Source organism: Tropicimonas isoalkanivorans, from assembly GCF_900112335.1.
Classification (GTDB): Bacteria; Pseudomonadota; Alphaproteobacteria; order Rhodobacterales; family Rhodobacteraceae; genus Tropicimonas; species Tropicimonas isoalkanivorans.
Map to the genome: position 1 here is coordinate 84,931 of NZ_FOLG01000003.1, position 26,054 is coordinate 110,984.

Consider the following 26,054-nt stretch of genomic DNA (forward strand, 5'->3'; position numbering starts at 1 on the left):
GTTCCTCCCGTTCTATTTTGCGGCCAGCTTCATGACGCTCACCTGGTCGGCCTCGGACCGATCCAGGAAGCCGCTGACATTTCCCTCGTGCATCACCATGATCCGGTCGGACATGCCGAGGACTTCGGGCAGTTCCGAGCTGATCATGAGAATGGCAACGCCCTGGCCGGCGAGTTGCGTGATGAGTCTGTGAATTTCCGATTTGGCCCCCACGTCGATGCCGCGGGTGGGCTCGTCCAGGATCAAGATCTTTGGGTTTGTCAGCAGCCAGCGCGCAATCAGAAGTTTCTGCTGATTACCGCCTGACAGGTTCTCCACGATCTCGCCGAGGCTCGGTGTCTTGATCCGCAGTTTTTCGACGTAGTCGTTGACCAACTCCGTGATTTTGGCCTGCTGAACGAAACCCGTCTTGGTCACCATATCCCGGGTGACGAGCGCCATCTGGATGTTTTCGAGGCAGTCGAGGATCAGGAAGCAGCCGGATTCCTTGCGGTCTTCGGTCAGGAAAGCCATGCCATGTTCCATGGCGTCCGTCGGCGAACCGATGGTGACCGGCTTGCCATCGATCACGATATTGCCCGTGGTGGCCGGCTTAACCCCGAACAGCGCTTCCGCGACTTCGGACCGCCCGGCGCCGACAAGACCGGCAAGGCCCAGGATCTCGCCGGCGCGAAGTTCGAAGGTGACATTGCGAAATTCGTTGCCACGGCCGAGGTTCCGAACCTCGAGGACCGGCTCCCCGATCTCGCAGGCGATCTTCGGAAACATGTCGGTGATCTCGCGGCCGACCATCATCCGTATCACGTCGTCGCGCGTGACGTTGGACGCCGGTTCCGTGCCCACGTACTGCCCGTCACGGAATACCGTGAGTTCGTCCGCGATCTCAAAGAGTTCGTCCATCTTGTGGGTGATGTAGACGATGCCCACGCCCTTGGATTTCAGGTCTCGGATGATGGTGAACAGATGGTCCACCTCGCTTTCCGTGAGGGCGCTGGTGGGCTCGTCCATGATCAGGACGTCGGAGCTGTAGGAGACCGCCTTGGCGATCTCGATCATCTGTTTCTGCGCGACGGTCAGGTCCCCCACCGTCGCTCTGGGATCGAGCGGAATGTTGAGGTCGTCGAACAGGGTCTGGGTCATCCGCCGCATGGTGGCGTGGTCGATCAGACCTCCCCGGCCCTTCGGTTCGCGCCGGATCCAGACGTTCTCGGCAACCGTCATCGTGTTCATCAGGTTAAGCTCCTGATGGATCATGGCGATGCCGGAATTCAACGCATCGATCGGCGTCTTGATGTCGATCGGTTCACCGGCAAAACGCACTTCGCCGCGATCCGGCTTGTAAATGCCGGCGATGATCTTCATCAGCGTCGACTTTCCGGCGCCGTTCTCGCCCATTAGCGCGTGAACTGTTCCCGGCCGGATTCTCAGCTGGACATTGTCCAGCGCGACCACACCCGGAAACTCCTTGCGGACGTCATCGACCTCCAGGATGTACTCGCCGGTGTATGTCTTTCGAGCGGTACCTCCGCCTCCATCAAGCATCGTTCCTCTCCCTAGCCTGTCCCTGTAAGCCGACGATCTTATTCGAGAGGCGGGCCTCGCTTGCCGAGTGACCTCTCTTGGCACCTGTTTACGATTGCGAAACGGATCCCCGTTCGGGTCGCCGGACTGTTGAGCGTCGCCGGCACGCGCGCCCCGACCGGAATCGGGCGAGACACTGCGCCGGACGGGTCCGCATTCGATTTTCCGTGCACATCGTCTGATTCTCCCCCCCCCGCGCCGAAGCTTGTTTGAAATAAACATTCCATGCAATCATTCTGCAATACAAAATTCCCACTATCCGGGTATTCTGTTGGAGTCAGTGTGCGTTCCTCGCCCCACCGGAGGCGTTTGCGTGCATGAACAGGCCAAACTGGACGCGACGGGGACGTGTCACGACCGAACGCCGACAGGTCCGGGGGCCTCAGCCGAGCATCGGACGACGGATCGCAGACACCGAGGTGGGGCGATGTCCGTTCCGTGCCCAGGGGGCGGCGCAACCTGGGTTCGGGCTCGCCATTGCGACGGGCTTGGGCGCAGACGAAGATTTAAAGACGTTGTGAGCGGCTAGATGGAAAGCGCCCTCGCAGAGTGGTGAAGGTTGTTTTCTACCGCGGCGAAGGCGGCCGTATGGATGGACGCTATTCCGCATAGTTGGGCGCGAAGGACCACAGCGTTCCTGAACAGACCGGTCGGGAAGTACAATTTCCGCTCCGGCGCACGTTCCGCCGCGCTTCCCCCAAAATTCACGGCCAGATGACGGTCAACTTACTTCCAGCCGCCGTGTGGCTGCGTGTGGGTTTCCATAGTGCGTTGCACTCCGGACCTTTCCAATCCGCCGAAGGTAGCCGTTCCCTTGGGCTCGTCACTGGCGGCGACCAGTGTCCCGCTCACTGATATTCCAGGCATCTGGGCGGGTAGGTCAATTTAGAGATGCGTTCGAGGGCGTCGCGATCGATCACGTCATTTCCGAGTGGTCCGGAGTCCGTCGGGTCAAGAAAACATGGCCGCAGACATGGTATCGCTAGCAGCATCGAGTCCCTCTTGCAAATTGGAATGAATTTGCCATACTCCCCAAAAACGTACCAAAACGTTCGAAATGATACCCCCGCCTTTCCGGTCGGGGAACGCTGAAAGGCTCTGGGCTCGGGGCCTCCGGAAATGACTTGCGGTGTGCCGGACACCAACCTTTGGGAGGAACCAAGACGATGAAGAAGACCCTTATTGCCGCCACGGCAATGGCGACCTTGATGACATCCGCGGCTTCGGCAGAGACCATCGGAGTCACCATGGCACTGTTCGATGACAACTTCCTGACGGTTCTGCGCAACGGCATGATCGATATGGCCGACAATATGGAAGGCGTCGAACTGCAGGTCGAGGACGCCCAGAACGACGTCGCCAAACAGCTCAATCAGATCAACAACTTCATCGCGAGCGGCGTTGACGCCGTCATCGTGAACCCGGTGGACACCTCGGCCACTCAGGCGATGACCAGCGCCGCCGAAGCCGCTGGCATTCCTCTCGTCTACGTCAACCGCGAACCCATCAACGTGGACACCCTGCCCGACAACCAGGCATTCGTCGCCTCCGACGAGCGTGAATCCGGCACTCTCGAGACGTTAGAGGTCTGCAAAATCCTCGCCGAGAAAGGCAAGGACCCGGCCAACGTCTATGTCATGATGGGCGAACTGTCGAACCAGGCCGCCATGCAGCGCACCGCGGACATTCACGACGTCATCGAAGCGGGGGACTGCGCCGTCGAACTGAACATCCTGGACGAGCAGACAGCGCTCTGGATGCGGGACAGGGCTCAGGACCTGATGACGAACTGGCTGACGACGGGCGAGCCGTTCGACGCGGTCATCTCCAACAACGACGAAATGGCCATTGGCGCGATCCTGTCGATGAAGGCCAACGGAATTGACATGGACGACGTGGTGGTCGGCGGGATCGACGCGACCGTTGACGGCCTGGCGGCCATGGCCGCCGGCGACCTCGACGTGACGGTGTTCCAGGACGCCGCAGGACAAGGTGCAGGGGCGCTCAATGCAGCTCTGTCTCTGTCCCGTGGCGAGGACGTCGAGCAGAAGGTGTACGTTCCCTTCCAGCTGGTCACCCCGGAGAACATGGCCGAGTTCACGACGAAGAACTGAAGCCCTACCGTCCAAAATTTCGGAGAAGCGGCGCCTTTCACGTCGCTTCTTCCTTTTTGCGGTCCGCGGATCATACCCGCCGGGATCAGACCGCCCTCACCGCCTCCGCCACAGCGCGCAACGGGTGGCGAACGACGGGAAGAAACGCACGAACCTCTCCGCCGGGTCCGTAGCCCCACACCTCCGCCGCCTCCGCTTGTGACGACGTCATGACCGGATGATCGCGATACTCCCGGTTCCCATCCCGCAGGTCTTCGCCCGGCGGTGCCGCTGGCCGGTCGATGAAGGCCGCGATGCGCGAAAGCGTGCGGGCGGGGTCCGCCACGACATCTTCGTAGCGCACGACGAGAACCGAATGGAGGTAGGCGATGTCATGCGCCACGATCTGGTGGGCCTCAAGCCAATGGTCGATCAACGCGCCTGATGGCGTGTCGACCCATTTCGAAACGGCGGCTGCGACAAGCTCGGGGTGCCGCATGACCACGATGAACTGGGAGAGCGGAAACAGCTGCTGGTAGAGGCGCATGCGCGTCAGGTTGACCGGGGATTTCTCCACCCGCCACGGGGCCGGCGGAAACCAGGGCGCCCAATCGGCCTCCATCCGCTCGCGCGTCTCCAGACGGTCCAACCGGCAGCCCTCAATCAGGTGCTGAGCGGGATCGGTGGCGAAATGCATCGGGCGGCCGTCTTGCGCTGTGTGGGGTATGCCGCCTTGTAGGTAGACGCCCTCGTTTTCCGGAACCGGTGCGCCTTCAATTGAGGCCACGCCAGAAATCCGCCCACACAGGCGCGCCACCAGCGACGTGCCGGATCGGTGCAATCCTCCAATGAAAAGATAACGATGGTCGATCATTCGCGCCCCTTGCGCTCTCCCACGGCTCTCCAGCACCCAGCCCAGCGGGTGACCTAACGAGACTTTCTTCGGAACCTGAGGGCGGAGGGGGACGTTATCAACCAGATTTAGAGACATTGTCTCCATTCACATGACGAAAGGTGGGGTTGCATGCACGTCGTGCACATTGCTCTCGGCGGCTGTCTCCGGTCGCCGCCGGTCAACTATGGCCTGACAGAAGATACCGGCGGCCACATCGCCTACGTGCTCGGCGCGGCTATGGCGCAAGCGCGGCGCCCGGACATCCGGCACGTGGACATCGTGACCCGGGCTTTCGACGCACAGCATCTCGGCGCTTGCCACGCTTTGGTCGAAGAGCGCGTTGGCTCGAACTGCACGATCCGCCGGCTTCGAAGCGGGCGGTCGGAGTACCTTTGCAAAGACGCGTTGGAGGCCGAAATCCCTGCGCTGACCGAAGCGTTTCTAAGAATGATTGGCTCGATGCCCCGGCGACCGGACATCCTGCATGCCCATTTCGCCGATGCGGCGGTTCTGGCGGAGGCCGCATCGCGCGCTTTCGGAATACCGTGGGTCTATTCGAGTCATTCTCTGGCCCTCGACAAGGGCGGTCCTCGCGCCTTCGACGAGACACTTTCGCCGCGCATCGCGCGCGAATACCGAGCCGTCCGAGCCGCGGGAGCGATCATAGCATCATCGCGCGACGAAGCTGAGCGCCAAATCACGGCCTACGACGCTGACGCCGAGGGGCGGACGCACCGGATCAGCCCGGGTGTGTCGATCTACCCCCATGCCGACGAGTCAGCGGGGCGCGTTCTGCTTGCGCCCTACCTGCGGGATCCGTCCAAACCCATCATTCTGGCCATCGCGCGACCCATCGCGAAAAAGAACCTCGCCGCCCTGGTGAAGGCATTTGCCGACGCGCCTGACCTGCGGCAGCGCACCAATCTGGTGATCGTCGCGGGTCTGCGCGATGGGCTGCGGGGGGGAGACGCGGAGCGGGATAGTATCATAGCGGACCTGTTCGACGCGATCGACCGCAACGACCTGTGGGGATCTGTCGCCTTGCCCCGCCAACATGGGCCGGAGCATATCTCGTCGCTCTATGCCATCGCCGCACGGGACGGTGTCTTCGTGAATGCGGCGCACCACGAACCCTTCGGCCTGACCCTGATCGAAGCCGCCCAGGCCGGTGTGCCCGTGGTCGCGACGCGCAACGGAGGGCCGGTCGATATCGTCCGCAGCCTGGGGTACGGCGAACTCGTCGACCCGGCGGCCCCCGAGGACATCGCCCGCGGCATCCGCAGCGTGCTCAACGACTCCCTGCGCGATGCCCGGACTGCCACCGCGCGACGCCGGGCATGCGAGATATATGACTGGGATAACTGGGCCGATCGGGTTCAGAACGTGTATTCCGGGCTCAACGCACCATCGACATCTCGGCCTCCCGTGTTGGCGCGTGCACTTCTGGCCAGCGATATCGACGGCACTCTGACCGGCGACGAAGGCTCTGCCCGCCGGTTCACAGCCTGGCACCGCGGCCGTTCACCCGGCCAAGTGTTCGCTGTTGCGACGGGGCGGTCCATTGTCGAAGCGCAGCGCGTTCTGGAAAACTGGTCTCTGCCCCAGCCGGACGTCTTCATCACGTCCGTCGGCACTGAGATCTGGCGTCGCACACAGGGCGGATCACTGCAGCTGTGCAAGGACTACGCCCGACGGATTGGCGCGGACTGGAACCCGCATGAGCTGCGCAAGATCCTTGCCACGCTCCAGCTCGATCCCCAGCCCCGCTACGATCAGCGCCGGTGGAAGCTCAGCTTTTTCGGCTCCTCATCGGATGCGGAGCGGATCGAAGCGGCGCTCGCCGCATCGGCAGCTCCGGCAAAAGTGGTCTTTTCCCATGGCCGGTTGATCGACGTGCTTCCGTCGCGGTCAGGAAAGGCTGCCGCGATCCGCTTCGAGGCGCGGCGTCTGCGGTTGACCGACACCGACTGTGTTGTCGCTGGCGACAGCGGAAACGACTTGGACATGCTGCAGGCCTTCGCCTGCGCCATCATTCCGGCAAATGCTAGTGAGGAGGTCGCTTCCGCCACACGCGCCTATCGCAGTCCCTTGCCCTATGCCGACGGAGTGCTCGATGGACTGGTGCATTTCGGGCTGCGGTCCTCGCTTACCGTAGCCGCGGAGTAGCCGAATGAAGGACCTCCTCTTCCTGCCGGCCCCCCGCCCATTCGGCTACTTCGTGCACCATCAGGGCCGGGGCCATGCGGAGCGATGCGCGGCGATCGTCAATGCTTTGCCGGGGCATCGGCCCGTTCGCATCTTTTGCGCCCGCGACGACATTTTCCCGCGCCTCCGACCGGACGTGGAAATCTGCAAGATCCCGTCGCTCTTCGAGCCTCCGGAACCTGCCCCCGCCAAAATGGACTGGGTCCCCACACCACAGACCATGCATTGCGCACCGTTGGGCTGGTCCACCATCCGCGAGGCGATGGCGTGCATGGCGCAATGGTTCGCCGAAGCCGATCCCGCCCTCCTTATCAGCGACGTCAGCGCCGAGGTGGCCCAGCTTGCCCGCCTTTGTTCGGTTCCGCATGTGAAAGTCATCCAGCACGGCGACCGCAGCGACCCCGGGCACCGGGCCGCCTACGACGGAGCAGCGGGACTGCTTGCACCATTCCACGCCGATCTCGCCCAGCCCGGTTGGGACCAGACGCTAACGGAACGGATGTTCTTCGCACCCGGTCTGGGCATCGACACAACCATGCCGGACCGGGCGACGGCACGGCGGCGCCTCGGCATCGCCGACGGTACCAAGGTTGCGCTCGTCATCTCCGGCGCAGGCGGCAACGGCGTGTCCGAAGCCCCGCTCGGCGTCGCAGCGCGAACCTTCCCGGACACCCAATGGATCGGCATCGGTGCGGTTCAGCGCGACTGGCACGCCACGATGCCCGCGAACCTGCACTTGCGGGGATGGGTCGATACGGCGGCCGAACACATCGCCGCGGCGGACTTGGTGATCGCCTCGACCGGGAACACGACTTGCCACCAGATCCTCGCCGCAGGCCGCCCCTGGATCGCTGTGCCCGAGTGGCGCTACTTCGACGAACAAGTCGAAAAAGCCCGCGCGCTGGATCGTGCGGGGGCGGCGTTTCACCTGCCGGCGCTCCCTGCTTCGGCGCACCGCTGGCGGGAGGCTGTCGAACAGGCGCATGCGCGCCACGACCCGGCGCGCCAGCGCGCCCTCGTCGCCCCGCGGGCAGCGGAAGACACTGCGGCCTGGTTGGAAGGCCTGTCCGGCCGCCTGTGGGGCGAGTCCCCCACCCATTCCTCTCCCGAATTAGCAACGCTTTCTTAAGAGGTGACTGCCATGCAATCCGTTTCCGCACTGACAATTGCCGCTGGCCGCGCAGAGCATCTGCGCAACGTGATCCGCGGTTTCCGCACCCAGACACAAGCGCCCGTGGAACTCATCGTCGCCGTTATGCAGGGTGCGCCTTACGACGACCTACCGGAGACCGATTTTCCAGTCCGCCAGATCCTCGTGCCCCCTGTGGAGGGAGAATTACCGCTGTCAGCCGCCCGTAATCGGGCGGCGGAGGCCGCCATGGGTGACGTTCTCGCCTTCGTCGACGTGGACTGCATCCCAAATCCGTCGCTGATCGCGGACTACGCGACCGCCGCCGAACCCGGTCGCGGTCTCATCATGGGCGAAGTGCTTTACCTACGGGAGGGCGCGACCTCTGGCGGGCTGGACTTCGACCTGTTCGACAAGATCGGCGTGCGCCATTCCGACCGGGCCGGCCCGCCGCAGGAAGGGCTCAGGCGCTGCGAAGACTACCGCTGTTTCTGGTCGCTGAATTTTGCCATGAATCGGGCGGATTGGGACCGCTCAGGCGGCTTCGACGAGGGGTACGTCGGCTATGGTGGAGAGGACACCGATTTTGGCCGCGTCCTCGACGACAGAAACATTCCGATCTGGTGGATGAAAGGTGCGCGGGTCTACCACCAATACCACGCGCACTGCATGCCGCCGATCCACCAAGTCGCATCGGTCATCCGCAACGCGGAGTACTTCGCGAGCCGCTGGGGGCATCGCACGATGGAGCACTGGCTGCACGGTTTCCGCATGCTGGGCCTGATCGAGAACACCCGCACCGGCCTTCGGATCCTGCGCGAGCCAACGGAGGCCGACTTCGCCCTGTGCCGGCAGGAGCCCGATATGCCCTATGCCAACACCCGCCGGGTGCTGGACAAGCTGGAAGAAATCGACGCAGCCAGCCGCTCTGGCCGGGACCGCGAAGCGCAAGTCGCACTCGCCCAAGCCGATCTGATCGGGATCGCGGCGCAGTGAGCATGGCGCCCCGGCTGCGTATCGCGGTCGTCTCCCATGTCCGCCACCCCATCGCGCCGCCGTTCATGGGCGGTATGGAGGCGCATTCCTGGCATCTGGCCAAGGCGCTGAAGGCACGCGGCCACGACGTGGCCCTGTTCGCCTCGGGCGACAGCGATGCGGGCGTCCGGGTTCATCCATTGATGGAAGAACACTACGACCGCGCCTTCCCCTGGCACGATTATCACGGGACGGACACGTTGAACCGGGTCCTCGACGACGCCTTCGCCAGGGCGCTGGACGCACTTGCCGAGGGCGGGTTCGACATTGTGCACAACAACTCTCTCCATCGTTACCCGCCACGGCTCGCGCGACGCGACCGGGTGCCGATGGTTACGTCGCTGCATGTACCGCCGTTCGATGCCTTGCGGCGGGCGGTGCACGCCTCCGCCGCGCCCTGGTGCCGGTTCACCGTGTGCTCCGACCGGCAGCGTCAGGTCTGGTGGCCCGATGGGGCTCCGGACGAGGCGCATGTAGTACCCAATGGTATCGACCTGGCGGACTGGCCGTTCTCTCCCACGGGCGACGGCAGCGCTGTCTGGGCGGGGCGGATCACGCCGACCAAGGGCGCACATGTGGCGGTCAAAGCAGCGCGCATCGCGGGCGTTCCACTGACGCTGTTCGGAACCATCGAACACCGCGACTATTTCGAGGATGAGGTACGGCCGCATCTTGGCGCAGACGTCCGCTATGGCGGGCATCTGTCCAGCCGGGACCTCGCTGCGGAGTTCGGACGCGCCTCCGCCCTGCTTTTCACGCCGCACTGGGATGAACCCTTCGGCCTGTCCGCAATCGAGGGGATGGCCTGCGGATTGCCTGTGGCGGCGACGGACATGGGGGCGGTGCGCGAGGTGATCGGCGACTGCGGGCGGTACGCGCCACCAGACGACCCGAACCGCCTGGCGGATGCGCTGTTGGAGGCTCTCTCAATCCCACGCACGCAGCCGCGCCGCCGCGTGGAAAAGCAGTTCACCATCGACCGGATGGTCGGCGCCTACGAAGATTTATACGGTACCGCGATGGGCCTGCAGGCGGCCCCGGCCCTGCCGGTGGATTTTCCTGCAATCGAGTTGCCGCCAACACCGGAGCAGTCCATCGGAAATGGCGCTATCGGGCAAGAGCCGGAGATTCCGCCCTTGGATCCGCCGGTTGCCCGGCGCGTCACCCGGGTCCGTCCTATTGCCAACGTGTCTCAGGAGATCGGCCGTAGGGACGCCGTGGCCGACCTCCCGAAGGAAAGCGCCTGACAGTTCTGCCGTCTCAACGCTCGGTTAATTCGAAGACCAGATGCGGCTCCAGTCCTCCGCCATGTCGACGATCAGCCAGCCCCGGTCCGGCCCTTCGTCGAGCCCCCGGTTGAGAACGCCGATGTGCCCCTCGCGGTCATAGGCGAATTCGCGCTCCGCGTCGGTGTGATGCAAGAGCAGCCCGAATCTCGCGCCCTCGCCTGCTGTCGTCCATTCCAGCATCGCGAAGTCACCATCCGAGTTGCCGGCGGCGAAGATAGGCCGTTTGCCAATGTGGCGCATGATGCCGACCGGTTTGCCCTCCTTGTCGTCGATGAAGGTGATACCGCCCTCCTTGGTCAGCGCCGGCACGCCGTCCGTCACCGCGTAGGTGGTCGTGCCCTCACTGCCGACCACCTGCTGGGAGGGGATATTGTAAGCGTCGCCCGCGATCGCGCGGATAAAGTCCACGCCACCGCCCGAGACGATGTAGGTGGCGAACCCCTCGTCCCGAAGGTAGCTCAGCAGTTCCAGCATCGGCTGGTAGGTCATCCCGGCGTAGGTCAGGCCAGTCGTCGGATGGTCCTCGGTCGTCAACCATTCGTGGGCGCTGCTCTTGAACGCTTCAGGGGTAATATTGGCGTGGGAGACATTGATGACCTCCAGCAGCCCCTCATGGCCGCCGGCCATCACACCTTCAAGGTTGTTCTCGGCGGCGGCCTTGAGGACGTCGGACGTCAGGATGGACGGATCTTCCTCAGCCTTCTGCTGAAGGATATCAAGGGCATAGAGCATCTGGAAATAGATGGGTTGCTCGGCCCAGAGGGTGCCGTCGTTGTCGAAAACCGCGATCCGTTCCGCAACCGGCACGAAGACTTCGGAGGTCGGGTCCGTCACTGAGTCCACGAACTCGGTGATCCGCGCCTTGGCACCCGTATCGTTCCAGGATGGAAGCGGATCGGCGATGGCCGGAACAGCGGCACTCGCGGCGGCGAGAATAACGGCAAAAATCGGTTTCATGTAATCTGCTCCGTGAAATGCGCGTCCCGCCCATGTGGGGCGGGTGAAGGGTTGCCGCCCCGGCGCGATGGCGGGGGCGGCAAACGTCGCAAGGGTCCGGCGCGTCTTCGTCGCGCCTTACTGGGTGCCTGCGGGTGCGCTCAGCTTCTCCATGACCTTGTCCAGGCTGAAGGAAGCCGCTTCCTGGCGCGGCGGGTATTCCTGGAAGGTCTCCAGGAACTGCGCCACGTAGGCCTGCGCTGGCACCAACATATACGCGTGGTCGAGCAGCCAATCGTAGTAGGTGTTCGACGTGCGGTAGGCCCGCTCGTAGGGATCACGACGAAGGTTGGTCATGATCGGCACGCGCAGTGGCGTCAGCGGCTCCATCCAGGCGCGGAAGGTGGCCCAGGCTTTCTGCTCCAGGAAGGTGATCTTCCAGTTCCCGAACCGGAGCGCGGCAAGGTCGCCGTCATCGGTGAAGTAGAAGATCTCCTGTCGCGGGCTCTCCTCAGACTCTCCGGTGAGGTACGGCAGGATGTTGTAGCCGTCGAGGTGAACCCGGTACTCCCGGCCCGCCATTTCGTCAACGGTGACGCCTTCCAGCAGGTCCTCCTTGATCGTCTCGTTCCCCGCCGCGGCAAGGAACGTCGGCAACCAGTCCATATGGTGGACGATTTCGTTGGAGATCTCGCCCTCGGAAATGTGGCCGGGCCAGCGGACCATGGCCGGCACGCGCCAGCCGCCTTCCCACTGGGTGTTCTTCTCGCCCCAGAACGGCGTCATCGCGGCATCCGGCCACGTATTCATGTGCGGGCCGTTGTCCGTGGAGTAGAAGACGATGGTATTATCGGCGATGCCAAGCTCATCGAGTTTATCGAGGAAATCTCCGATGTGCATGTCGTGCTCGATCATGCCGGCGGTGTATTCATCCGCGCGTTCGCCGTTGTAGTTCTCGTCGGCGATCTCCCGCATCTCGTCTTTCACATGGGTGCGGAAGTGCATTCGCGTGCCGGACCACCAGACGAACCACGGCGTGCCGGCTTCGGTCTGCTCCTCGATGAAGGCGAGGGCCGCCTGCGATGTCTCGTCATCGACGACCTTCTGACGCTCGATATTGAGCGGGCCGGTGTCCTCGATGTCTTGCGTGATCTCGCCCTCGCCGTAGGTGGCGGTGGAGCGCAGCACGCCGCGCGGGCCGAACCGCTCGAGGAACGTCTCACCCGAGGGCAGCACCGCATCGCGCGGGTAGTCCTCGTTCTCCGGCTCCTCTTCGGCGTTCAGGTGATAGAGGTTTCCGAAAAAGACGTCGAAGCCGTGGTTTGTCGGCAGATGCTCATCCCGGTCGCCAAGGTGGTTCTTGCCGAACTGGCCGGTGGCGTACCCTTCGGCCTTCAGCAGCCCGGCGATGGTCGGATCCTCCACCTGCATGCCTTCCTCCGCGCCCGGAAGGCCGACCTTGGATAGACCAGTCCGGAAGACCGATTGTCCCATGATGAAGGACGACCGGCCGGCGGTGCAGGATTGCTCACCATAATAATCGGTGAAGATCATGCCTTCGTCGGCGATCCGGTCGATGTTCGGCGTCTGATATCCCATCAGACCCATCGTGTAGGCCGAGATGTTGGACTGGCCGATATCGTCGCCCCAGATTACCAGGATGTTCGGCTTGTCAGCATCCGCGCTTTCCGTCGCCTCCGGCGCGCCGGTGGCCTCGGTCGCCTCCGGCGCGTCCTGCGCAACGGCGATTCCCGTCACGCAACCAAGCGCGAGTGCGCTCAGCCCGAAGCGGGCAAAGTCCCAGTTATTCATCATATTAGACGCCTCCCCTCTCCCGGATCTGCGTCCGGGAGGATGTTTTAAGTATTTCGTCCTGCCGGACGAGCATCGCCGGAGCGACGCCCTGAAAAATATTCAGGCAGGCCAGCTATTCATCGGGTCTCGAAGCGCCAAACACGCGCTCACGACGGATGCTATCACCAGCGGACCGCCAGACGAAGTTTTTTTGCGGAATATGCCCCGGACCGGCAAACATACCTACACTCCGGTCCGCGACACGGGAGATTTACCGTCGCGGCCTTCGGTAATCAGCCTTTTAAAAACGAAGCGACGGCCAGTAAGGGCAACCCTGCTTAGCCGTCCAGATAGGGCGCCAGAAGAGCGAGATCCGCGGGCGAGAGCCGGTCGGGAACGGTGTTCCGCTGGTGCCAGTAGGGATAGGCCAGCGAGGGTCGGCTGACTTGCTCCAGCTTTGCCTCCGCTTCGGGCGCCAGCGTAATTTCGGCCGCCTTGAGGTTGGCCTCCAGTTGCGCCTCCGTCCGCGCCCCCACGATAAGGCTCGACACGCCCGGCCGACCCAGCAGCCAGGCCAGGGCAACCTGTGCTGGGGTCGCGTCCCCATGCTCCTCGGACACCTCGATCAGCGCCTCGATGATATCGTAAAGGGCATCCACGTCGTAGATCGGCGGCTCGTCCCACTCCTCCGCCCGGCGGGTGCCTTCCGGCTCGGGCTGATTGCGCCGGTACTTTCCGGTGAGCAGCCCGCCGGCAAGGGGCGACCAGATCACCGCGTCGACCTGCTGGTCCACGCCGATCGGAAGAAGTTCCCGCTCCGCATCGCGGGCTTGCAGGGTGTAGTGGATCTGTTGCGCGATGGGGCGAACCACGTTGTCCCGCTCCGCCGCCGCGAGGTACTTCATCAGGTGCCAGCCGGAGAAGTTCGAGACGCCGAAGTACCGGATCTTGCCGGCCCGCGTCAGATCGTCCAGCGCGCAGAGCGTTTCCTCGACCGGCGTCTGGCCGTCCCATTCGTGACACCAGTAGAGGTCTATGTGGTCAGTTTTGAGCCGCCGCAGGCTGTCCTCGCACGCGGCAATAAGGTGGTGGCGGGAGAGGCCCCTGTCGTTGGGGCCGGGCCCCGTGGGGAACCGTGCCTTGGTGGCGAGGAGCACGTCGTTCCGCCGGCCCATCAGCACCTCGCCAATGATCTCCTCTGAGGCACCGCCGGAATAGGCATTCGCGGTGTCCAGCATGTTGACCCCGGCGTCGACCGCCATGTCGATCATCCGCCGCGCGCCGGCAACGTCGGTGTTGCCGGTCCTCGCGAAGACCCCCTTGCCGCCGAACGTCATCGTGCCGAGTTGCAGCGCCGAGACCTTCAGGCCGGACGCTCCGAGACGATTGTACCTCATCCGTGTTCTCCTCTCTTGCAGTCAGTCACCGGATCGCAGCACTGACGCGCCGTCCTCCCCGAACCGGGCCGACGGGAGGACCATAGAACCAGCGCAGTGCAGGAGGGAAGAGGAAGACCGCACTGGCGCATAGGGTGCTTCGGGGCGGAGATGGGCCGCTATGGGGGGGTGACCTCGCCCGGATGGAAGATGCGGCCGATGGCATTGAGCAGGATCTGAGCCGCGAGGATCGAGGTCACGCCCGACGGGTCGTAATCCGGGGCAACCTCTACCAGGTCGATCCCGACGATCCGGCCCCGCGCCGCGAGGCCCGCGATCAGTTCCAGCACCTCGTAGTAGAGGAACCCGCCGTGGCTCGGCGTGCCGGTCCCGGGGGCGATGGAAGGGTCGAAGCCGTCGATGTCGATGGACAGGTAGTAGCGCTCACCCGCAGGTACCCGCTCCAGCACCGCCGCGACCCCGAGAGCCCGGATCTGGCGCACCGACAGAATGTCCGACCCCATGGCACGCGCGGCGTCGTAGCCTTCCTTGGCGGTGGAGGAGACATTGCGGATGCCGAACTGGCTCAGGCCGGTCACCCAAGGCTTCTCCGCCGCCCGCCGCATCGGGTTGCCGTGCCCGAAGCGGACGCCGTGGCGTTCGTCCACGAAGTCGAGATGCGCATCGAATTGGACCAGATGCACCGGCTCCTGCTCGGAAAAGGCATTTATGCAAGGGATATTGATCGAGTGATCGCCCCCGAGCACCACGGGTAGCGCGCCCGCCGCCAGGATCGCCCGCACCCCGGCCTCGATATTGGCGTGACTGCCGACGGTGTCGGTATGGATGATGTCGGCATCGCCGATGTCAACGATCCGCACGCCGTCCAGATAGGTCACGTCATCCTCGTGGTCGTAGGCCCCGTTATGGCCGAAGGAGAACAACGTGCTCGCCTCCCGAATGCCCCGTGGCCCGAACCGCGCCCCCGCCCGCCACTGCGTGCCCGCATCGAAGGGCGCGCCGAGGATCGCCACGTCTGCGTCGATCGCCGACCAGTCCGGCTGGTACGGGGATTTGGCGAAGGTAGAAATCCCGACAAACGGCAGGTTCAATCGGCCTGTTTCGTACCCGTGGGACATGGGGACTCCTTGCTGGTTGGGAGTGGGGCCTTTCGGCGGTGGGGTGGCCTGTCAGCCTGGGATACGATCCACTCGCAGGTCGACCGGCGACTGCAACGCATGCTCGGCGATCTCTTCCAGCGGTGCGAACCAGACGTCGCCCTGAGCGACATACTTCTCCAAATAGGCCGACATTTCCCGCCACCGCGCCAGCCGGCCGGTCAGGAAGGGGTGCAGCACCGGCATCCAGAACCCGCCCGCCTCGTGGGCCGCCTCGAACTCCTCCGCGAAGGCCCGCACCCCGTCACTCGGTGCGCGAACCGGCATGAGGTAGTCGATCTCGGCGAAATGCGCGAAGGGCGGCCAGTCGTCCGTGCCCCAGTGCGGCGGCATCTCGACGACGCGGCCAGCGGCGGTTTCAACCAGGTAGGGAATCTCGTCGGCCATGAGAGAACTGTCATAGAGAAAGTCGTGGGCGATCAGCCGGTCCATCATCTTCGGCGTCATGCTGTAGACCGGCGCGCGGTAGCCTCGGGGCTTGCGGCCGGTCATGGCGACATGCACCTCCAGCGCACGCTCGAACAGTTCCGCCTCCTTCTCGTCCGAATGGTGCATCGGGTCTTCGTGACACCAGGAATGGTGGCCGATCTCGTGCCCGTCCTTCAGGATCGCCTCGACGGCCGCCGGGTAGGTCTGCATCACCCAAGCGGGCATGAAAAAGGTCTGCGTGAGGCCGAGGCGCCGATAAGTGTCCAGTATCCGAGGCACGGCCACGGTGGGGCCGTAGCGCCCCATCGAGATCGGCTGGAGCCGCAGCTCTGCATCCTCCGGGCGCGCGCTGCGGATCAAGGAATCCGCGTCGATATCGAAGGTCACGCAGGCCGCGGATCGCTTTCCGTCCGGCCACGGGATCGGGGTCTGTATCATCTCGGCTCCTCGCGTCATGTCCGCCTGCCGCCGGCCGACAGCAGCGCCGTCAGGTCGTTGCGCAGGCGCGTTTCGATCTCGTCCTCCGTCCGGTCGTCGGACGAAATGAACTGGATGAACCGCGCGTTCTGAAGGTGAAACAATGCCTTGCCAAGGTGCTCCACATCCACGTCCACCGGCAGCCTGCCCGCCTTCTGCATCCCTTCGAGGCGCTGCACCAGCACGTAGGCAAGCTGGTGGTCCAACTGGAAGTAGGCCTTGCTCAGGCGACTGTTGGCCTCCACCGTCACCGCCGCAATCACCTGCCGCCAGATCTGCTTGTCCAGATGGGCGATGGCGTGATCCATGACCCCGCGCGCGAAGTGCAGCGTTAGCTCGACGATATCGTTTGCATCCCGGGGTAACGATTTTTCGAGTTTGTCGATCAGCAGGGCATCGTTCTCGATCACCAGCGCCAGCAGTACACCGGCCTTGGTGCCGTAGTAGTTGTGCACCGTGACACCGGACACCCCAGCCGCCTCCGCGATATTCTCGATCGTCGTCTTGTCGTAGCCGTCCCGTCTGAAAAGGGTCTTGGCCTCCGCCACGATCCGCTTGCGCCGATCGTTCTTCTGGCGTGCGCGCAATGTGGTCAAAGGCATCTCCTCAATCAGGCGGACCGGCCGATGGCTGTCCAAAAGAACTTTAGCGCAGCAAAATTTTTTATTGAATAAAATTTTTCGCTCTATACAGTTTTTAGGGTGAACAGCGCCAGAAAGCGAGGGAAGATCATGCGACATATCCTGAATGCCGCCGCCGTGGCGGCCATCGCGGGCGCCGCCGGAACTGGCGCGGCGTCGGCCGACACCGTCAATGTCGGCATCTGCGTCTCCTGGCCCGGCTATGCCATGCTGGAAGTGGCTCGCCAGAAGGAATTGATCGACCACGACCTGAACATCACCATCTTCGAGGACCCGCTGGGCGGCCATGCTGCCCTCGCCGCCGGTCAGCTCGACGTCTACGGCTGCACGGCGGACTACACCCCCCTCGTCGTGGATCGCGGCACCGACGTGGTGAACGTCGCCTTCCTCAACCCCTCCTACGGCGTGGACCATGTGATCCTCGCGCCCGACGTCGAGATTGCCGACCTGCCGGGCAAGAAGGTCTCCGCGCCCCAGGCCTATATCGGCCACCTGCTGATGGGGATCTGGCTGGATTCCGTCGGCATCGCACCGGATCAGGTGGAGTGGGTGAATCTCAACGCCGACGAGGCGGTGGGGCCGATGATGTCCGGCGACCTGTCGGCCGCGTACATGTACGAGCCCTGGATCTCCAAGGTGCTGGAGGCGAAGCCTGGCGCGAAAAGCATCGTCAATACCGGCGACCCGGAGGTGCTGAAGACCGGCATCTTCATGGACTCGCTCTACATGAACAAGAACTTCATCGAGGAGAAACGGGACGTTGCGCTCGACGTGCTGAAGGCGCGTTGGGATGGCCTGGGCTACTGGAACGAAAATACCGAGGAGACCAACCAGCTTCTCGCTGACTACCTCCAGTGGCCGGTGGAGGACATCGGTTATGTCATCGGCACCGACGGCAAAAGCTTCGAGGGCGGAATCTACATGTTCGACTTCGACGAATCCGCCCGCGTCTGCGGTGTACTTGATGGCGATGGACCATTCGGCATGGCCCACGGCTCCATGGTGGACTCCATCGCCTTGACCAATGAGTGGTGGGTGAAACTTGGCCTCATGGACAAGACGGTCGATGCCGCCGCCGGCATCGATTGCAGCCTGATGGCCGACCTCGTGGCCGACGGTTACAGCCAGTCCCTGAGCGCCCATTGACCGAGGTACAGGAGCGCTCCGGCGCTCCCCACACCCTCCCCGATCACGACAGGTCCGCAGTGACACCAACAATGCCCCGAAAACCGATCTTCGGCCTGCGCACCCCTGTGGGCCGGCCCCAGCGCGTGACTTCGGCCGTGGCCGTCTGGGCGTTGTTCTTCGGCGTGTGGATGCTTGCCTCGGCGTCCGGTCTGGTGAACGAGTTGCTCGTCCCCGCGCCGCAGCAGGTGTTCGCCACCACGTGGGACCTCTTCGCCCATCGCGGTTTCGGCAGCGACGTGCTGATCTCCATCGGCCGCGTCGTCGTTGCCTTCGCCATGGCCTGCGCGGTCGCGATCCCGCTCGGGGTGATGATGGGCTCCTTCCCGGCGGTGGAAGCATTCTTCAACCCGTTCGTCTCCGCCTGGCGCTACCTGCCGGCGCCATCCTTCATCCCGATCCTGCTGATGTGGTTCGGCACCGGCGAGGCGCCGAAGCTGGCACTCCTGTTCATCGGCGTCATCTTCTTTCTCATCACGCTCATCATGGATCACACAAAGAACGTCCGGGAGGAGCTGGTTGAAACTGCCCTTACGCTCGGCGCCAAACGCGCCACGGTCGTTCGCAAGGTCATCTTCCCGGCCGTCCTGCCGGACGTCGTCGTGGCGATGCGGCAGATGCTGGCAATGGCCTGGACCTATCTGGTCATCGCGGAGATCGTTGCCTCCACCACCGGCATCGGCGCGATGATGATGCGGGCCCGACGATTTCTGAAGACCGACGAGATCCTTGCCGGCATCATCGTCATCGGCGCCCTCGGCCTGCTGTTCGACTTGCTCTTCGCGCTGATCTACCGTTGGGCCTTCCCCTACCTGAGGACACAACGATGAGCGGCGGTCAGAGCGCACTCGGCGTCCGCCATGTCTCGAAGTCCTTCGACCTGGGCAAGGGGCGGACCGTCGAGGCCGTGCGCGACGTCACCTTCGACGTCGAGGGCAATTCCATCTGCGTCCTGCTCGGGCCGTCCGGTTGCGGCAAGTCCACCGTGCTGCGGATGATGGCCGGACTGGAAACCCCGACCTCAGGCGAGATTGCCATCGGCGGGCGGCACGTCGACGGGCCGGGGCGCGACCGCGGCATGGTCTTTCAGGCTTATACATCGTTCGACTGGCTCTCGGTACGCAGCAACGTCGAGTTCGGGATGAAGATCAACGGCGTGCCTGCGGCTGAGCGGCGGGAACGGGCCGAGCGGTTCATCCAGCTCGTCGGCCTCGGCAAGTTCGCGGATGCCTACCCCTCCCAGCTGTCCGGCGGGATGCGCCAGCGGGTTGCCATCGCGCGAACGCTCGCGAACGGGCCGGAAGTGCTGCTGATGGACGAGCCATTCGGTGCGCTCGACGCAGAGACGCGCTGGCTGATGCAGGAGCTCATGATTGACGTGGCGGAGAAGACCGACACGACGATGGTCATCGTCACCCATGATCTGGAGGAAGCGATCTTCCTGGCGGACAAGATCGTATTCCTGTCCAGCCACCCCGGGCGGGTCAAGAAGGAGATCGTGCCCACGTTCAAGTCCGGACGGGTCGCGGACAAGGAACAACTGGTGCGCCTGTCCGGGTACTCAGACCTCGAAGGGGAACTGATGCACATGATGCGCGAAGAGGGGCGCGGGCACGAATGAGCGGGCGGGCGACGTTCGACTTCTCCGGTGTTTCCGTCCTGATCACCGGCGCCAGCAGCGGTATCGGCTTCGGCGTGGCGGAAGGTTTCGCGCGAGCTGGCGCCAACCTGACGATTTTGGCGGAGACCGACGCGATTTTCGAGGCGGCCGAAAGCCTGCCCGGCGCAGTCCGTGCGCTGCACTGCGATATCACCGACGCGGCCGCCGTCACCCGGTCTCTCGGCGATATCGAGCGTGTGGATGTGCTCATCAACAATGCCGGGCTGGAGCGGCCGACCCCCCTGACCGGAACACACCCCGAGGGGAACGCCACCTTCGAGCGGATCGTGGCCACCAACGTCATCGGTACCCAGAACGTGACGGACACCCTCGCCGCTCGCATTCCCGACGGTGGGCGCATCATCCTGACGGCCTCCATCTGGTCCTACACCGCCGTCCCCGGTTTCTCGGCCTACGTGGCGAGCAAGCACGCGCTCCTGGGCCTGATGCGCACCTGGGCCCGCGAACTGGGGCCGAGGCGGATCTGCGTCAACGCCATCTGCCCCGGCTGGGTTCGAACCGGGCCGGCGAAGAATTCGCTGCGGGAACTGGCGGAGTCGAGTGGCCGGAGCGAGGCTGAGGTCGAGGCCGAGGTGATGGCGGCGCAGGCGATAGACGGGCTGCTGGAGCCTACGGACATGGCCCCGCCCTACATGTTTCTGGCCAGCGACGCGGCGGCGGACATCACCGGGCAGGCGCTCAACGTGGACCGCGGCGAGGTGATGGCATGAAGCTCGCAGGCAAGGTCGCCCTGGTCACGGGGGGCTCGCGCGGCATCGGTCGTGCCATCGCGTTGGCCTTCGCGGCTCAGGGCGCACGGGTGGTCATCTGCCATCCCGGCGACCCGGAGGCAGAAGCGACCCAAGCCGCCATCGGGCACTGGTCCGACGGTCTTGCCATTCAGGCAGACGTCTCGAATGAAGACGCCGTGGAGCGCACGTTCGAGATGGTGGAGCGCCACTTCGGCACGCCGGAGATCCTTGTAAATAACGCGGGCATCCTGCGGCAGGTCCCGCTCATTGAGACGGACGCAGAAGATTTCGACCGCGTGATCGCAGTGAATCTGCGGGGTCCGTTCCTGACCTGCCGGGCCTTCGCCCGGCGCGCGCAGGCGGGCCGCATCATCAACATCGCAAGCGATCTGGGCTTTCTGGGCCGGGAGCAGATGGCTGCCTACACCGCCTCCAAGGGCGGTGTGATCGCCATGACGCGCACGCTTGCGCGGGAACTGGCGCCGGGTATCCTTGTGAACGCCATCGCGCCCGGCTCGGTCGAGACCGACATGACCAGCCCCGCAAGCATGACGCCCGATCAGATCGCCCGCGACCTCGACACTCCGCTTGCCCGCTTCGGCCAGCCGGAGGAAATCGCGTCGATGGCGCTCTACCTCGCAAGCGACGACAGCAGTTTTGTCACCGGTCAATGCTTCGGCGTGAACGGCGGCAGTGCAATGTACTGAGAGAAGACCTAAACGATGAGTTCCCCCTCCTTCCGCCCGCCCTCCGGCTTCGACCTTCCGCGATACGCCGGCGTGCCGACCTTCATGCGTCTGCCCTACGTCCCGCTGGACGATCCGAGGCTGGCGGAGGTTCAGGTCGGCCTGATCGGCGTGCCATGGGACAGCGGCACCACGAACCGCCCCGGCCCGCGCCACGGGCCGCGCCAGTTGCGCGACATGTCCACCATGATCCGTGCCCAGAACGGCGCCACCGGCGTCCGCCCCTTCGAGCGCATCAACTGCGCGGACCTGGGCGACGTCAGCCCGAACCCGGCGGACATCCAGGACAGCATGGCCCGCATCACCACGTTCTATGATGCTGTTCGGGAAGCGGGCGTATTGCCCCTGACCGCAGGCGGGGACCACTTGACCTCCCTTCCCGTCCTGCGGGCGCTGTCCAAACCCGCGCCGCTCGGGATGATCCATTTCGACAGCCACACGGACCTGTTCAAGGACTACTTTGGCGGCACGCAATACACCCACGGCACGCCCTTTCGCCGCGCCGTCGAGGAGGGCTTGCTGGAGCCGAAACGCGTGGTCCAGATCGGCATTCGCGGGTCGACCTACGACGACGAGGACCGGGACTTCGCCGATGCCGTCGGCATCCGCGTGATTCCGATCGAGGAGTTCCACGCCCGCGGCCCCGAAGACGTGATGACCGAAGCGAAGGAGATCGTGGGGACCTCCCCCACGTACATCTCCTACGACATCGATTTCGTGGACCCCGCCTTCGCGCCCGGTACCGGAACGCCGGAGGTGGGTGGCCCCAACTCCCACCAGGCGCTGCTGGTGGCGCGCCTGCTGGAGGGCGTCAACATCGCCGGGGCCGATCTTGTCGAAGTCTCTCCGCCGTTCGATCCGTCCGGCGGCACCGCGTTTCTGGCGGTGTCAATCATGTTCGAGATCCTGTGCAACATGGCGCTCGGCTTCTCGCCTACATCGGACTAACCGACGACGTTGAACGCCGGCCCGTAGGGATACCTGGTGATGTTCTGGTTTCCTGTTTCTGTGAGGATCAGGATGTCGTGCTCCCGGTATCCCCCTGCCCCGGGCTGCCCCTGCGGGATCGTCAGCATCGGCTCCATCGAAATCACCATCCCCGGCTCCAGAACCGTGTCGACGTCCTCGCGCAGCTCCAGTCCGGCCTCCCGGCCATAGTAGTGGGAGAGTACGCCAAACGAATGGCCGTAGCCGAAGGTCCGGTATTGCAGCAGGTCCCGTTCGGCGAAGAAAGCGTTGAGATGCTCGGTCACCTCCGAGCAGCGCGCTCCCGGCTTGAGCAGCGACATGCCGTATTCGTGCGCAGCGACGTTGGCCTGCCAGATCTCCAGCGACGCCGCGTCGACATGCTCGACGAACATCGTCCGTTCCAGCGCGGTGTAGTAGCCTGAGATCATCGGGAAGGTGTTGAGGCTCAGGATATCCCCGCGCTGCAGAACGCGCCCCGTCACCGGGTTGTGCGCCCCGTCGGTGTTGATACCGGACTGGAACCAGACCCAAGTGTCGCGGTATTCCGCGCCCGGAAAGCGCTTTGCGATCTCAAGCTCCATCGCATCTCGTCCGGCCATTGCCACTTCGATCTCGCGCACCCCGGCTTTCACGGCGTCCCGCACCGCGTATCCGCCGACGTCGGCCACCGCGGCACCCTGCCGGATCAAAGCGATCTCTGCCGCGGACTTGGTCATGCGTTGCCGCATCGTCGCCGGCGCGACGTCCCGCGCCGCGGCGGGCTCAAAAAATGCGTCGAACTGCGCCTTGCGGTCCAGCGTCAGGTGATCGCCCTCATAGCCCACCACCTTGCCCGCCCCCGTCACCGACAGAACGGCGCGCCAGAAATTGTCCCGTTTCCAATCCGTATAGGTGATGTTGTCGCCATGGCAGCGCCGCCAAGGCTGGCCCGCGTCGATGCCCGCGCTGATGGTCACGCTGTCGGTGGCAGTTACCACCAGCCCGTAAGGCCGCCCGAAGGCGCAGTAGAGAAAGCCGGAGTAGTAGGCGATATTGTGCATCGACGTGAAAACGCAGGCATCGAGACCGTCGTCGGCCATAATGCGCCTGAGCCCCGCCAGCCGCGCGTCGTATTCCGCGCCGGTAAACGGCAGGACGCGGTCGCCCTGGTGGAAGCGATAGTATTCGGGGCGGTCCATGCGCAGTCTCCTTTACTTGGCGCAGACAGTCAGATGGCGGGCGTGCGCCCCGCGCTCGGGAACGTCCGCTCTGCAGCGTACGTGGCAAAGCTGGACAGACGTTGCGCGTTGCACTCCGCCTGCCAATACGACGTCGGTAGAACGGCGGTGACCACCTTGTACCGCTCGCGATAGCCCTCCGTCCGCTCGTTCTGTTCCATGGCGATGGTCGCGATCCCGGCGACGGTTCCGCCCTGACGCTCCACAAGCCGGATCGCCCCGTCCATCGTGCCGCCGGTTTCCACCCACTGGTCCACGAGCAGTACCCGCGTTCCTATCGCGAAAGCCGGCTGGCGCATCTCCATCTGCTGCGTCCGCCCGGAATAGTTGGAGAAGCTCACCGCATCGGTGTCCACGCACAGCTTGCCCGCCTTCCGGATCGGCAGGAAGCCCCGCTCCAGCCGCGCCGCCAGCGCGGCTCCCAGAACAAAGCCCATTGCATCGAGGCCTGCGACCACGTCGATGTCACCCGCCTCAAGTTCCGCGCAAAGGTCGTCCAACAAGTCTTTGAAGGCGATGGCGTTTATGTAGATCGACGTTGGATCGAGCCAGGCGAATTTCGGCCCTTTCGTGTTGGGTGACATCAGCGACAGATACCAACGGTCGTCCCTGGGGCCTTTCAAATCGGTCATGCACGTCCTCCATGGGTTCGGATCGCCACGAGCAGCGCGTCGAGGCGGGCGGGGTCGATGGTGTAGAAATCGCCGTCGCGGTTGATCCCGGTCGCCACAAGGAAACAGTCGACCAGTCCGCAATAGCGGTGAACGTTTTCCGGCGTAATGCCGGAAGCGAGTGCCAGAGGGGCCGACCCGAGCGCATCGCGGAAGGTCCGGACCTTTCCCACGTCCGCCTCATGTCCGGTCGCGATGCCCGAGGTCGTCACCACATCAATAAAGGGCGCCGCCTTCCGCGCGGATTCTGCGTAGCGTTCCGCCACCACCGGGCGCTGTTTCTTGAACGCGACCCCGCCGAAATAGAGCCCGGGCCAACCGCTCTCGGCCCGAATGCGCGCAATCTCTTCGGCTTCGTGCTGGACTGTCTCTCGCTCGTCGATCCGGGCATCGTCCGCCCAGTAGGCCTGGAATTCGCACCCCGCCTGCGCCAGCGCGCCGAGCACCGGGAAGGCGACGCTTCCGGGTTGGGCGAGGAAGTTGACTCCGAGCCAAAGGCTGGGCCTTGCCGCGCGAACTTCCTTCAGGATCGGAAGAAACGCCTCCATCGGGAAGTCGTGGTTGATCAGGAACGCGCCAGGACAGCCCGCTGCCGTCACGAGATCGAGGTTCGCCAGGGCCTGCGCCACGTTCAGCACGTGGATCACTGGCGTCACGATGGGCTCGGGCGATTTGAGCAACTGTTCAAAACTTGAGCAGGACACGCGTATTCTCCCGAAATTTGGTCGAAGGGTACAAATACCACTCACATTTCAGAAATTGATTGTTGGTATGGGATCATAACAATGGCTTATGAAGCGATGGCCAAGAACATACCCACCGACCTGCTGCGCAGCTTTGTAACCGTTGTCGACCTCGGCAACTTTACCCGCGCCGCGGAAGCTCTCGGGCGGACCCAACCGGCGATCAGTTTGCAGATCCGGCGCCTGGAAGAGTTGTTGCAGACCAAATTGATCCTGACGGCGGGGCGGCAGTTCGCACTGACCGATGCCGGCGTGGCGCTTGGTCCATATGCGCGGCAACTGCTGCGGCTGAATGACGACATCGTGGCCCATTTCGCCGATGCGTCGCTGTCGGGCTGGATCCGCGTGGGCGTTCCCACGGACTTTTCGCATAGCTTCCTGCTGGAGGCGATCGCCGGGTTCGCCGCGCAACATCCTGACGTGAAAATCGAAATCGAGAGTCTTCTCTCCCGGGACCTCCGAGGTGCCTTGGCGAACGACTTGCTCGATATGGCGGTCGCCATCGTTCCCGAGGGCGACGTGCCCTACCTCGTAGAGACGACCCTCGTGGAGCCGTTTTGGGCCATCAAGGAAACGTTCCACCTGCCGCCCAAAAAGCCTTTGCCGATCTTGCGTCACCCCGATCCTTGCGAATACGCGACCCGGATGCGCGCTGCCTTGCGGCTCGCCGGACGGAGTTGGCGAACCGTTCTGGTCTCTCGGGATATTGCGGGGTTGCAAACCGCCGTGCGGGCGGGACTCGGGGCGACGGCGCTGACACCGGCCACCCTGTTACCAGGAATGCGGATCGGTCGCGCGGACGAGGGTTTCCCGCCCCTGGCACCGCTGCGCATCGGTCTCTTTTACAAGCATGCAGTCCTCAGCGACGCGGGCCACGGCCTTGCGCAGCATGTTTTGGAGCATATTCAGCAGGGAGAACGGAAGATGTAGCCATAAGTTTTCATTATGGCATCATTCCAACAGGATATTTCTCAGCCCCACGCTTCTGCTTCTAATCTGTGCGTAATGACACGACGGGAGCGCTACCACGAAACGCGTATCGCCCTGCAGACA

23 protein-coding genes are annotated in these 26,054 nt (G+C 64.0%); 12 read left to right on the top strand and 11 right to left on the bottom strand.

The features are described from left to right. Positions 1-12 precede the first annotated feature (12 nt). Positions 13-1,542: a sugar ABC transporter ATP-binding protein gene (locus BM075_RS07615; protein WP_093360078.1), complete on the bottom strand. Its 1,530-nt coding sequence runs from the start codon at positions 1,540-1,542 to the stop codon at positions 13-15. 1,205 nt (positions 1,543-2,747) lie between these two features. On the opposite strand from BM075_RS07615, the gene BM075_RS07620 reads away from it, so the two are divergent. Continuing rightward, positions 2,748-3,695, top strand: coding sequence for a sugar ABC transporter substrate-binding protein (locus tag BM075_RS07620; protein ID WP_093360079.1), 948 nt, complete (start codon positions 2,748-2,750; stop codon positions 3,693-3,695). A gap of 85 nt (positions 3,696-3,780) precedes the next feature. On the opposite strand, the gene BM075_RS07625 is transcribed toward BM075_RS07620, so the two are convergent. Then, positions 3,781-4,548, bottom strand: a complete 768-nt coding sequence (locus BM075_RS07625) for a sulfotransferase family protein (RefSeq protein ID WP_093360080.1) — start codon at positions 4,546-4,548, stop codon at positions 3,781-3,783. Positions 4,549-4,698: 150 nt separating this feature from the next. On the opposite strand from BM075_RS07625, the gene BM075_RS07630 reads away from it, so the two are divergent. The 4 genes from BM075_RS07630 to BM075_RS07645 are packed head-to-tail and all read left to right on the top strand — an operon-like array spanning position 4,699 to position 10,185. Beyond that, on the top strand, positions 4,699-6,735 hold the full coding sequence (locus tag BM075_RS07630) for an HAD-IIB family hydrolase (RefSeq protein ID WP_245758776.1): 2,037 nt from the start codon (positions 4,699-4,701) through the stop codon (positions 6,733-6,735). A gap of 4 nt (positions 6,736-6,739) precedes the next feature. Then, positions 6,740-7,903: a glycosyltransferase gene (locus BM075_RS07635; RefSeq protein ID WP_093360081.1), complete on the top strand. Its 1,164-nt coding sequence runs from the start codon at positions 6,740-6,742 to the stop codon at positions 7,901-7,903. 12 nt (positions 7,904-7,915) lie between these two features. Then, positions 7,916-8,899: a glycosyltransferase family 2 protein gene (locus BM075_RS07640; protein WP_093360082.1), complete on the top strand. Its 984-nt coding sequence runs from the start codon at positions 7,916-7,918 to the stop codon at positions 8,897-8,899. A 2-nt stretch (positions 8,900-8,901) separates the two neighbouring features. Then, positions 8,902-10,185: a glycosyltransferase family 4 protein gene (locus BM075_RS07645; protein ID WP_245758795.1), complete on the top strand. Its 1,284-nt coding sequence runs from the start codon at positions 8,902-8,904 to the stop codon at positions 10,183-10,185. A gap of 24 nt (positions 10,186-10,209) precedes the next feature. On the opposite strand, the gene BM075_RS07650 is transcribed toward BM075_RS07645, so the two are convergent. The 6 genes from BM075_RS07650 to BM075_RS07675 all read right to left on the bottom strand — a co-directional run bounded on the left by BM075_RS07650 (position 10,210) and on the right by BM075_RS07675 (position 17,013). Next, positions 10,210-11,184, bottom strand: coding sequence for an HAD family hydrolase (locus tag BM075_RS07650; RefSeq protein ID WP_177208276.1), 975 nt, complete (start codon positions 11,182-11,184; stop codon positions 10,210-10,212). 117 nt (positions 11,185-11,301) lie between these two features. Then, a complete protein-coding gene (locus tag BM075_RS07655) occupies positions 11,302-12,978 on the bottom strand; it encodes an arylsulfatase (protein ID WP_245758777.1) in 1,677 nt (558 codons plus the stop codon). Between the two features lie 317 nt (positions 12,979-13,295). Continuing rightward, complete coding sequence (locus tag BM075_RS07660) at positions 13,296-14,354, bottom strand: aldo/keto reductase (RefSeq protein WP_093360083.1); 1,059 nt, start codon at positions 14,352-14,354, stop codon at positions 13,296-13,298. Between the two features lie 158 nt (positions 14,355-14,512). Continuing rightward, a complete protein-coding gene (speB, locus tag BM075_RS07665; protein WP_093360084.1) occupies positions 14,513-15,472 on the bottom strand; it encodes an agmatinase in 960 nt (319 codons plus the stop codon). A 51-nt stretch (positions 15,473-15,523) separates the two neighbouring features. Beyond that, positions 15,524-16,378: a polysaccharide deacetylase family protein gene (locus tag BM075_RS07670; protein ID WP_093360085.1), complete on the bottom strand. Its 855-nt coding sequence runs from the start codon at positions 16,376-16,378 to the stop codon at positions 15,524-15,526. A 14-nt stretch (positions 16,379-16,392) separates the two neighbouring features. Beyond that, positions 16,393-17,013 (bottom strand): TetR/AcrR family transcriptional regulator, encoded by a 621-nt coding sequence (locus tag BM075_RS07675; RefSeq protein WP_177208277.1) that lies wholly within the window; start codon positions 17,011-17,013, stop codon positions 16,393-16,395. Positions 17,014-17,148: 135 nt separating this feature from the next. Here BM075_RS07675 and BM075_RS07680 point away from each other — a divergent pair, with 135 nt between their 5' ends. The 6 genes from BM075_RS07680 to speB (BM075_RS07705) all read left to right on the top strand — a co-directional run bounded on the left by BM075_RS07680 (position 17,149) and on the right by speB (BM075_RS07705) (position 22,349). Continuing rightward, on the top strand, positions 17,149-18,204 hold the full coding sequence (locus BM075_RS07680) for an ABC transporter substrate-binding protein (protein WP_093360086.1): 1,056 nt from the start codon (positions 17,149-17,151) through the stop codon (positions 18,202-18,204). Between the two features lie 71 nt (positions 18,205-18,275). Continuing rightward, complete coding sequence (locus BM075_RS07685; RefSeq protein WP_093360087.1) at positions 18,276-19,073, top strand: ABC transporter permease; 798 nt, start codon at positions 18,276-18,278, stop codon at positions 19,071-19,073. Then, positions 19,070-19,864 carry an ABC transporter ATP-binding protein gene (locus tag BM075_RS07690; RefSeq protein ID WP_093360088.1) on the top strand — a complete coding sequence of 265 codons (795 nt, stop codon included), beginning with the start codon at positions 19,070-19,072 and terminating at the stop codon, positions 19,862-19,864. The genes BM075_RS07685 and BM075_RS07690 overlap by 4 nt, the downstream gene beginning before the upstream one ends. Beyond that, positions 19,861-20,634, top strand: coding sequence for an SDR family NAD(P)-dependent oxidoreductase (locus tag BM075_RS07695; protein WP_093360089.1), 774 nt, complete (start codon positions 19,861-19,863; stop codon positions 20,632-20,634). The genes BM075_RS07690 and BM075_RS07695 overlap by 4 nt, the downstream gene beginning before the upstream one ends. Further along, positions 20,631-21,362, top strand: coding sequence for an SDR family NAD(P)-dependent oxidoreductase (locus BM075_RS07700; RefSeq protein ID WP_093360090.1), 732 nt, complete (start codon positions 20,631-20,633; stop codon positions 21,360-21,362). The genes BM075_RS07695 and BM075_RS07700 overlap by 4 nt, the downstream gene beginning before the upstream one ends. A 15-nt stretch (positions 21,363-21,377) precedes the next feature. Further along, entirely contained in the window at positions 21,378-22,349 is a 972-nt protein-coding gene (gene speB / locus BM075_RS07705; RefSeq protein WP_093360091.1) for an agmatinase, read from the top strand. Here speB (BM075_RS07705) and BM075_RS07710 read toward each other — a convergent pair. From BM075_RS07710 to BM075_RS07720, 3 genes are read right to left on the bottom strand one after another with little or no spacing between them, the layout of a single operon-like run. Further along, positions 22,346-23,548 (bottom strand): aminopeptidase P family protein, encoded by a 1,203-nt coding sequence (locus BM075_RS07710; RefSeq protein WP_093360092.1) that lies wholly within the window; start codon positions 23,546-23,548, stop codon positions 22,346-22,348. The two genes, speB (BM075_RS07705) and BM075_RS07710, sit on opposite strands and share 4 nt — an antisense overlap. Before the next feature lie 29 nt (positions 23,549-23,577). Then, positions 23,578-24,219 carry a phosphoribosyltransferase family protein gene (locus tag BM075_RS07715; protein ID WP_093360093.1) on the bottom strand — a complete coding sequence of 214 codons (642 nt, stop codon included), beginning with the start codon at positions 24,217-24,219 and terminating at the stop codon, positions 23,578-23,580. Continuing rightward, on the bottom strand, positions 24,216-24,962 hold the full coding sequence (locus tag BM075_RS07720) for a BtpA/SgcQ family protein (protein WP_093360094.1): 747 nt from the start codon (positions 24,960-24,962) through the stop codon (positions 24,216-24,218). Before BM075_RS07720 ends, BM075_RS07715 begins: the two co-directional genes overlap by 4 nt. 81 nt (positions 24,963-25,043) lie before the next feature. Here BM075_RS07720 and BM075_RS07725 point away from each other — a divergent pair, with 81 nt between their 5' ends. After that, on the top strand, positions 25,044-25,931 hold the full coding sequence (locus BM075_RS07725; RefSeq protein ID WP_093360095.1) for a LysR family transcriptional regulator: 888 nt from the start codon (positions 25,044-25,046) through the stop codon (positions 25,929-25,931). The last annotated feature ends 123 nt before the right edge of the window (positions 25,932-26,054 follow it).

Coding starts and splice junctions, on each gene's coding strand:
- BM075_RS07615 (WP_093360078.1), bottom strand. CDS start 1,542: ATGCTTGATGGAGGCGGAGGTACCGCTCGAAAGACATACACCGGCGAG.
- BM075_RS07620 (WP_093360079.1), top strand. CDS start 2,748: ATGAAGAAGACCCTTATTGCCGCCACGGCAATGGCGACCTTGATGACA.
- BM075_RS07625 (WP_093360080.1), bottom strand. CDS start 4,548: ATGATCGACCATCGTTATCTTTTCATTGGAGGATTGCACCGATCCGGC.
- BM075_RS07630 (WP_245758776.1), top strand. CDS start 4,699: ATGCACGTCGTGCACATTGCTCTCGGCGGCTGTCTCCGGTCGCCGCCG.
- BM075_RS07635 (WP_093360081.1), top strand. CDS start 6,740: ATGAAGGACCTCCTCTTCCTGCCGGCCCCCCGCCCATTCGGCTACTTC.
- BM075_RS07640 (WP_093360082.1), top strand. CDS start 7,916: ATGCAATCCGTTTCCGCACTGACAATTGCCGCTGGCCGCGCAGAGCAT.
- BM075_RS07645 (WP_245758795.1), top strand. CDS start 8,902: ATGGCGCCCCGGCTGCGTATCGCGGTCGTCTCCCATGTCCGCCACCCC.
- BM075_RS07650 (WP_177208276.1), bottom strand. CDS start 11,184: ATGAAACCGATTTTTGCCGTTATTCTCGCCGCCGCGAGTGCCGCTGTT.
- BM075_RS07655 (WP_245758777.1), bottom strand. CDS start 12,978: ATGATGAATAACTGGGACTTTGCCCGCTTCGGGCTGAGCGCACTCGCG.
- BM075_RS07660 (WP_093360083.1), bottom strand. CDS start 14,354: ATGAGGTACAATCGTCTCGGAGCGTCCGGCCTGAAGGTCTCGGCGCTG.
- speB (WP_093360084.1), bottom strand. CDS start 15,472: ATGTCCCACGGGTACGAAACAGGCCGATTGAACCTGCCGTTTGTCGGG.
- BM075_RS07670 (WP_093360085.1), bottom strand. CDS start 16,378: ATGATACAGACCCCGATCCCGTGGCCGGACGGAAAGCGATCCGCGGCC.
- BM075_RS07680 (WP_093360086.1), top strand. CDS start 17,149: ATGCGACATATCCTGAATGCCGCCGCCGTGGCGGCCATCGCGGGCGCC.
- BM075_RS07685 (WP_093360087.1), top strand. CDS start 18,276: ATGCCCCGAAAACCGATCTTCGGCCTGCGCACCCCTGTGGGCCGGCCC.
- BM075_RS07690 (WP_093360088.1), top strand. CDS start 19,070: ATGAGCGGCGGTCAGAGCGCACTCGGCGTCCGCCATGTCTCGAAGTCC.
- BM075_RS07695 (WP_093360089.1), top strand. CDS start 19,861: ATGAGCGGGCGGGCGACGTTCGACTTCTCCGGTGTTTCCGTCCTGATC.
- BM075_RS07700 (WP_093360090.1), top strand. CDS start 20,631: ATGAAGCTCGCAGGCAAGGTCGCCCTGGTCACGGGGGGCTCGCGCGGC.
- speB (WP_093360091.1), top strand. CDS start 21,378: ATGAGTTCCCCCTCCTTCCGCCCGCCCTCCGGCTTCGACCTTCCGCGA.
- BM075_RS07710 (WP_093360092.1), bottom strand. CDS start 23,548: ATGGACCGCCCCGAATACTATCGCTTCCACCAGGGCGACCGCGTCCTG.
- BM075_RS07715 (WP_093360093.1), bottom strand. CDS start 24,219: ATGACCGATTTGAAAGGCCCCAGGGACGACCGTTGGTATCTGTCGCTG.
- BM075_RS07725 (WP_093360095.1), top strand. CDS start 25,044: ATGGCTTATGAAGCGATGGCCAAGAACATACCCACCGACCTGCTGCGC.